The organism is Jeongeupia chitinilytica (assembly GCF_014652315.1).
Lineage (GTDB): Bacteria > Pseudomonadota > Gammaproteobacteria > Burkholderiales > Chitinibacteraceae > Jeongeupia > Jeongeupia chitinilytica.
Map to the genome: position 1 here is coordinate 295,080 of NZ_BMYO01000006.1, position 6,718 is coordinate 301,797.

The window sequence follows — 6,718 nt, forward strand, 5'->3', positions numbered from 1 at the left end:
TCAGCGGTCGAGCTTGCGCAGATCCTGTTCGATGTCCTGCAGCAGGATGTTCAGTGCGGCGTCGGAAATCAGGACCTCGGTCAGGCACAGCAGCAGCGACAGCACCATCAGCGCCAGACTGGCGATGAACATGAACTGTGCGGGCCCGCTGTTGCCGAAAAACACCAGTACCATCGACACGATGCAAGACAGCAGGCTGACGACACCGCAGGCCTGCATGCCGCGGATCAGCGCGACACGACGGCGGAAGTTGCCGATCTGGCGCAGGTTGTTGACGTGCGGACTGCGCCGGTGGGTGTCGTAGAGCTGGCGGATGATCGTCGACAGCGCGAGGAAACGGTTGGTGTACGCCAGCATCAGCAGCGAGATCGCCGGAAACAGCAGCGACGGCGTCGCCAGACTCAGTTCGTTCATGCCTACTTCTTGAAATCCTTGATCACGTGCTGCTGGCGGCGGCTGACGGCCAGCCTTTCCGGCAGGTCCTTGAGCACGGCGACCCAGTGGGTCTCGCCGCCATTCGACGCGGCGCGCTCGAATCCGGCGAGGGCGTCGGTGGCGATCAGGCAGTTGCGGTGGATGCGGACGAACTGGCTGCCGAACTCCTCCTCGAGCCGGGTCAGCGAGTCTTCGAGCAGGTATTCGCGTTCGCGGGTCTTGAGCGTGATGTATTTCTGCTCGGCCTTCAGGTAGCGCGCCTCGGATACCGGGATCAGGTGCAGCCTGCCGCGTTCGGTGACGCTGAAGTGGCTGCGTGCGTGCGATGACGGAGCGGCTTCGCTGCGCGCCTGCCGGGCCTGGGCGACGCGCTTGAGCGCCTCGATCAGCCGCTCGCGACGGATCGGCTTGAGCAGGTAGTCGATCGCGCGGACTTCGAATGCGGCGACGCCGTACTCCTCGAACGCCGTCGCAAAGATCACCGCCGGCGGGTGTTCCTGCGCCTGCAGCTCGCGGGCGAGTTCGATCCCGCTCATCTGCGGCATCTGGATGTCGATGATCGCGGCGTCGGCGTCGGCGTCGGCCAGCTGGCTCAGCGCGGACATGCCGTTGGTGGCGGTGCCGACGATCTCGTGCGGGCACTCGTCTGCACAGTCGACCAGCACGTCCTGCAGGCGGCGGAGGGCCGGCAGTTCGTCATCGACGAGAAAAAGGCGCAGCGGCGTCGTCATGCAAAATCTCCCGGTAGGGCAGCAAGATATGTACTTGATAATAGTCGCTGCCGGCTTCTGTCGTGAGGCTTGCTTCGGTGTCGAAGTGCAGCAGCAGTCGTTCGCGTATGTTTTCCAGCGCCATGCCGTTGCCTTCGCGCACGCGCACCGTATTGCTCGGCAGGGCATTGCGGACGATCAGGTGGACACGGTCGCGGGTCTGGGTGATGCGAATCTGGATCGGTGGCGGCTCGAGCAGGGGCTCGACGCCATAATAGATGGCGTTTTCCAGCAGCGGCTGCAAAACCAGCGGCGGCACCGCCGCGTTCTCGGGCATGTCATCGATCTGCCAGTCGACCTGCAGCCGGTTGCCAAGGCGGATCATCTCGATGTTGAGGTAGCGTTCGGCCACCTCGACCTCGCTGACCAGCCGGGCCAGCTTGCGGTTGTCCTTCATGACCACGCGGAACAGGTCGGCGATGTCCTGCAGCGCTTCCTCGGCCTTGGCCGGTTCGTAGCGAATCAGCGACAGAACGGCATTGAGGCTGTTGAAGAAGAAATGCGGCCGGATGCGCGCCTGCAGCGCCGACAGGCGCGCTTCGGCCAGCCGCGGCACCAGCGCACGGTGGCGCATCTGCAACAGCCACAGAAACCCCAGCGTCGACAGCAGGATCATCAGCTCCGGGGCGAACTGCGCGTTCGGCTGGGCCTGGATCGGCATCAGCAGCACCCGGCCGATCCAGCCGCAGCCGACGGTGACGGTACAGACGATGAACACGCCGAGCCGGTAGGGCAGCCGCGCCAGCGTCGGTGCTAGCCCGGCCAGTATGGCCAGCGACGGCAGCAGCACCAGCTCGACCCAGATCGCCGCGCCGGCCACGCGCGAGCTCCAGTGTGCCCAGCGCGGCAGGTCGGCCAGCGTGTGCAGCAACAGCAGCAGGTGCGAGTAGACGAGGGCATGCAACATCACGCTCGGCGAGCGGAAGTCGGGCAGTTCGTCGATGACGGTTTGGGCGCTCAAAGGACCTAGCACGGGGGCGAAAGCGTCAACTATAACGAAACCCGCCGTTCGTCGGTTTTTTGCCTGCTTTGCGGTCGATCCTTACCGCCTGTCGGTCGGTCTGTCGCCGTCTCTCCCCGGAAATGCCATGTCCATTGCCCTGATCCACAGTCGCGCCCTGCTCGGCCTTGCCGCGCAGGCGGTCACCGTCGAAGTCCACCTTGCCAACGGCCTGCCGGCCTGCACCCTCGTGGGCCTGCCCGATGCCGAGGTCCGCGAGGCGAGGGAGCGCGTGCGTGCGGCGCTGACGGTGGCGGGGTTCGAATTCCCGGCGCGGCGGATCACGGTGAATCTGGCCCCCGCCGACCTGCCGAAGTCGTCGGGCCAGTTCGACCTGCCGATCGCGATCGGCCTGCTGGCCGCCAGCGGACAGATTCCGGCGGAGCGGCTCGGCGACTACGAATTTGCCGGCGAACTGGGACTGGCCGGCGATCTGCGGCCGGTCCGCGGCGCGCTGGCACTGGCGCGCGCCGCGGCGCAGGCCGGGCGGACGCTGATCGTGCCGGCCGCCTGTGCGGCCGAGGCCGCGCTGTATCCGGGCGCCACGGTGCTGGCGGCCGAGCACCTGCTGCAGGTGTGCCGGCATTTCGCGGCCGGCGAATCGTTGCCGCAGGCCGAGGCGGCGCCGGTCGCCCACGGCGATGCTGGGCCCGACCTGGCCGACGTTCGCGGCCAGCGGCATGCACGACGGGCGCTCGAAATTGCCGCAGCCGGTCGGCACTCATTGCTGCTGGTGGGCCCGCCGGGAACCGGCAAGTCGATGCTGGCGCAGCGCCTGCCCGGCCTCTTGCCGGCGCTGGATGCCGACGAGGCGATCGACGTCGCCAGCGTGCAGTCGCTTTCGCGTGTCGGCTTCGATGTCCGCCGTTTCGGCATCCGGCCGTTCCGCAGTCCGCACCATACGTCGTCGCCGGTCGCACTGGTCGGCGGCGGCAGCGTGCCGCAACCGGGGGAGATTTCTCTGGCGCACCACGGCGTGCTGTTTCTGGACGAGTTGCCCGAGTTCGACCGCAAGGTGCTCGAGGTACTGCGCGAGCCGCTTGAGACCGGCGAGGTCCACATCGCCCGGGCGGCACATTCGGCCTGTTTTCCGGCGCGCTTCCAGCTGGTGGCGGCGATGAATCCCTGCCCTTGCGGTTATCTCGGACATCCGCAAAAGGCCTGCCGCTGCACGCCCGAACAGCTGGCGCGTTACCGCGGGCGCCTGTCGGGGCCATTGCTGGACCGGATCGACCTGATCGTCGAAGTGCCAGCCTTGCCGGAAACGGCGTTGCTGGCCGCACCGGACGGCGAGACGAGCACGGTCGTTCGGGCACGGACCGAACGGGCCGGCCGGTGTTCGGCCGTCAGGCAGGGCAAGCCGAATGCGGCGCTGGCCGGCGCGGAGATCGATGCGTTCTGCGGGGTTGACGATGAGGGGAGGGCGATGCTGCAGACGGCGCTGGCGCGGCTCAATCTGTCGGCGCGGGCATTCCACCGGGTACTGCGGGTGGCAAGGACGATTGCCGACCTCGCGGGCACCGAGGTGATCGCTGCTGCACACGTTGCCGAGGCGGTGCAGTACCGCCGCGGACTGGGATAGCGCCTAGCGGTTCAGCGGCAGCGATTGGCCGAACAGGTCGAGGCGCATCCGCCACGGCTTGGCCAGGTGCGGTGGCAGGTGGCGGTCGATCGATTCGGCGAACAGGGCGTTGACCGTACGCCATTGGCACTCGCTGACCGGGTGGTCGTCGATGGCCGGAAAATAGGGCAAAGCCGGTGGCAGGCGATAGCTTTCGCCGTCGAGCACGGCGTACCAGAACGCCAGCAGCTTGCGGCGCAGGGTTTCGAATTCGGGAATGCGGTCGTTGATCGCCGCGAACCACGGGTGCCGCTTCAGGGTATCGACGAAGTCGTCGATGACGGCCTGCAGCCGGCCATGGCCGATGGCGCTGGCAAGTGCTTGCATCGCGGACTCCTCTTGTTGGGGTTTGACGGTAGACAAATCCTGGCACACAGAGGTTGCGGTATTACTACCGGCTGCGCCTTGATCCTGCGCAGGACGACGCCATTTGCACCGCCGATTTCGCGCGCCCGCGCTTCAGCCGTGACCGAAACGGGCGCGGTAGTCCTGCGGACCGATGCCGCGATGCCGCAGCAGCACGCGCCGCAGCGTCTGCGTGTCGCCGAGTCCGGCATCCAGCGCAACCCGTTTCAGCGGCATCGTCGTCCCGGTCAGCAGCCGGCAGGCGGCCTCCAGCCGCAGTGCCTCGACCGCAGCGGCCGGCGTCTGGCCGGTGGCGGTGACGAAATGGCGGGCAAAGCTGCGCGGACTCATGTTCATCCGTGCGGCGAGAACGTCGACGCGCAGGTCGGCATCGGGGTGCGCGGCGATCCAGCCGATCAGCTCGGCAAACGCGGCATCGCGGCTCTGTGCAGCCAGCGCCGCACTGAACTGCGACTGCCCGCCGGGACGCTTGAGGAAAACGACCATCTGCTTGGCGATGCGCATCGCCAACGCATGGCCGTGATCGGCCTCGACCAGCGCCAGCGCCAGATCGATGCCGGCGGAAATGCCGGCCGACGTCCAGATTGGGCCGTCGTTGATGTAGATCGCATCGGCATCAACGGCGATGCTCGGATCGATCGTCCGCAACTGCGCGGCATACTGCCAGTGCGTCGTCGCGCGGCGTCCGGCCAGCACGCCGGCGGCGGCGAGAATCAGCGCCCCGGTACAGACGCTGGCGAGCCGGCGTACCCGTGGTTGCCAGTCTCGCAGTGCCTTGGATACGGCCGGTGCGTCCGGTTGGCCGCCGGGCACGATCAGCGTGTCGATGTCGTCGAGTGACGCCAGCGGCACCGTGGCGAACTCGGCGCCGGCCGAACTGCGGACCGGGCCGCCGGCGACCGACGCCAGCGTCGTCCGGTACGGCACCGGCGTGACGAAGCCGTTGCGCCCCGGTTGCGAGAACACTTCGAGCGGCCCGGCGACGTCGAGGACGTTGACGTCGGGATAGAGGACGAAGACGACGTGACGCGGCGGCATGGCATCCTCCTCAGGCCGTGGCCACGACCGGGCGCGGCGCGAAGCGCCAGTACAGTGTCGCCAGCACCGGAATCAGCAGCAAGGGCAGCACGGCAGCGTTCAAGGTGCCCCAGCCGTAGCGCTGCAGCCACGGCGCGGCGATGAAGGAGCCGAGCGCGGCAGCGCAGCTGGTCGCGAACTCGCTGCCGCCCTGGGTCCGGGCGCGCTCGCTCGGCCGGTACGACTGCGCCAGCAGCGTGGTACCGGCGACGAACATGAAATTCCAGCCGACGCCGAGCAGCATCAGCGCGACATAGAACGCCGGCAGCGCCGTCGACGCCTGACCGAGCACCGCGCTGGCGGCGAGCAGCAGGGCGCCCGACAGCGATACCGGCAGCACGCCGAAGCGCGTGATCAACCGGCCCGAAACAAACGCCGGTGCGAACATGCCGAGCATGTGCCACTGGATCACGCCGGCACCGTCGGCCACATTGAAGCCGCAAGCCAGCATCGCCAGCGGTGTCGCCGTCATCAGGCACACCATCACGGCGTAGGCAATCAGGTTGTTGGCGATGGCGGCGACGAAGACCGGTTGCGCCACGATGTTCGAAAGCGGCCGGTGCGCGTCGTACGCAACGGCTTCGGCGGTGTCATGTTGCGATTCGCGGTAACGCAGCAGCAGCAGCAGCGATGCCAGTCCGAGTGCCGCGGCCAGCAGGTAGGCGCCGGCGAACGGCACCGCGACAAACCAGCCCTGCGCGCTCCTGGCCAGCAGCGGTCCGAACAGCGCGGCCAGCACGCCGCCGGTCATCACCGTCGCGATCGCGCGCGCTTTGGCGTCACGCGGTGATTCGTCGGCGGCGGCCAGACGGTAGTACTGCGCGAATGCCTGGAAGACGCCGATGCCGGCGGTGCCGACGCAGAACAGCACGAAATCGTGGCGGAACATCGCCAGTGCCGAAACCAGCCCGCCGAGCATGCCGGCAGTGGCGCCGATGACGAAACCACGTCGCCGTCCGAGCCGCTTCAGCAGCGATGCGGCAACCAGCGCCGTCAGCGCGGCGGTGACGATGATGATCGAGAACGGCAGCGTTGCCAGACGCTTGTCGACGGCCAGCGCATAGCCGGCCAGACCGGTCAGCGTCAGGTCGATCGAAATCGCGGCGGTATACAAACCCTGGCAGATCGCCAGCGTGCGGACATTGTGGCGGGGATCGGGCGCGGCCATGGTACTGCTCCGTGTGGATGGACAGGACCAGTGTGGCTGCCCGCTGTTTGGCGTGAATGCCAATGTACGATCAAATTCTGCCAGATGTACAACGAAATGATTGCGAATATGCTTACTGTTTATTTTGCAAATATCTTTCTTTCGCCTTTGTTTTTTTGACATAAACAATCGGCATTGTCGATAATCTCAGGCTTACTATTTACTTTCATCTCTGCCGATGGACCTCACCAGCCTGCTCGCGTCATTCGCCGCCGCGTTCAACCAGGACCAGCGCCTGTTGT

7 protein-coding genes are annotated in these 6,718 nt (G+C 66.9%); 1 reads left to right on the top strand and 6 read right to left on the bottom strand.

Annotated features, from left to right (window positions below):
* Genes IE097_RS12860 through IE097_RS12870 form a run of 3 tightly spaced genes read right to left on the bottom strand, consistent with a single transcriptional unit; the run spans position 1 to position 2,166 of the window.
* Complete coding sequence (locus IE097_RS12860) at positions 1–414, bottom strand: DUF2721 domain-containing protein (protein WP_189461246.1); 414 nt, start codon at positions 412–414, stop codon at positions 1–3.
* 2 nt (positions 415–416) lie between these two features.
* Positions 417–1,166, bottom strand: a complete 750-nt coding sequence (locus IE097_RS12865; protein ID WP_189461247.1) for a LytR/AlgR family response regulator transcription factor — start codon at positions 1,164–1,166, stop codon at positions 417–419.
* Positions 1,132–2,166, bottom strand: a complete 1,035-nt coding sequence (locus tag IE097_RS12870; RefSeq protein WP_189461248.1) for a sensor histidine kinase — start codon at positions 2,164–2,166, stop codon at positions 1,132–1,134. Before IE097_RS12870 ends, IE097_RS12865 begins: the two co-directional genes overlap by 35 nt.
* Positions 2,167–2,293: 127 nt before the next feature.
* On the opposite strand from IE097_RS12870, the gene IE097_RS12875 reads away from it, so the two are divergent.
* The gene (locus tag IE097_RS12875; RefSeq protein WP_189461249.1) at positions 2,294–3,787 is read left to right on the top strand and encodes a YifB family Mg chelatase-like AAA ATPase; all 1,494 of its coding nucleotides are present in this window, start codon (positions 2,294–2,296) and stop codon (positions 3,785–3,787) included.
* 3 nt (positions 3,788–3,790) lie between these two features.
* Here the strand turns inward: IE097_RS12875 and IE097_RS12880 are convergent, their stop codons facing one another.
* From IE097_RS12880 to IE097_RS12890, 3 genes are all read right to left on the bottom strand, one after another.
* Positions 3,791–4,153 carry a hypothetical protein gene (locus tag IE097_RS12880; RefSeq protein WP_189461250.1) on the bottom strand — a complete coding sequence of 121 codons (363 nt, stop codon included), beginning with the start codon at positions 4,151–4,153 and terminating at the stop codon, positions 3,791–3,793.
* A gap of 132 nt (positions 4,154–4,285) precedes the next feature.
* Complete coding sequence (locus tag IE097_RS12885; protein WP_189461251.1) at positions 4,286–5,230, bottom strand: GlxA family transcriptional regulator; 945 nt, start codon at positions 5,228–5,230, stop codon at positions 4,286–4,288.
* Between the two features lie 10 nt (positions 5,231–5,240).
* Complete coding sequence (locus IE097_RS12890) at positions 5,241–6,437, bottom strand: MFS transporter (RefSeq protein WP_189461252.1); 1,197 nt, start codon at positions 6,435–6,437, stop codon at positions 5,241–5,243.
* Positions 6,438–6,718: the final 281 nt, after the last annotated feature.

Coding starts and splice junctions, on each gene's coding strand:
- IE097_RS12860 (WP_189461246.1), bottom strand. CDS start 414: ATGAACGAACTGAGTCTGGCGACGCCGTCGCTGCTGTTTCCGGCGATC.
- IE097_RS12865 (WP_189461247.1), bottom strand. CDS start 1,166: ATGACGACGCCGCTGCGCCTTTTTCTCGTCGATGACGAACTGCCGGCC.
- IE097_RS12875 (WP_189461249.1), top strand. CDS start 2,294: ATGTCCATTGCCCTGATCCACAGTCGCGCCCTGCTCGGCCTTGCCGCG.
- IE097_RS12880 (WP_189461250.1), bottom strand. CDS start 4,153: ATGCAAGCACTTGCCAGCGCCATCGGCCATGGCCGGCTGCAGGCCGTC.
- IE097_RS12885 (WP_189461251.1), bottom strand. CDS start 5,230: ATGCCGCCGCGTCACGTCGTCTTCGTCCTCTATCCCGACGTCAACGTC.
- IE097_RS12890 (WP_189461252.1), bottom strand. CDS start 6,437: ATGGCCGCGCCCGATCCCCGCCACAATGTCCGCACGCTGGCGATCTGC.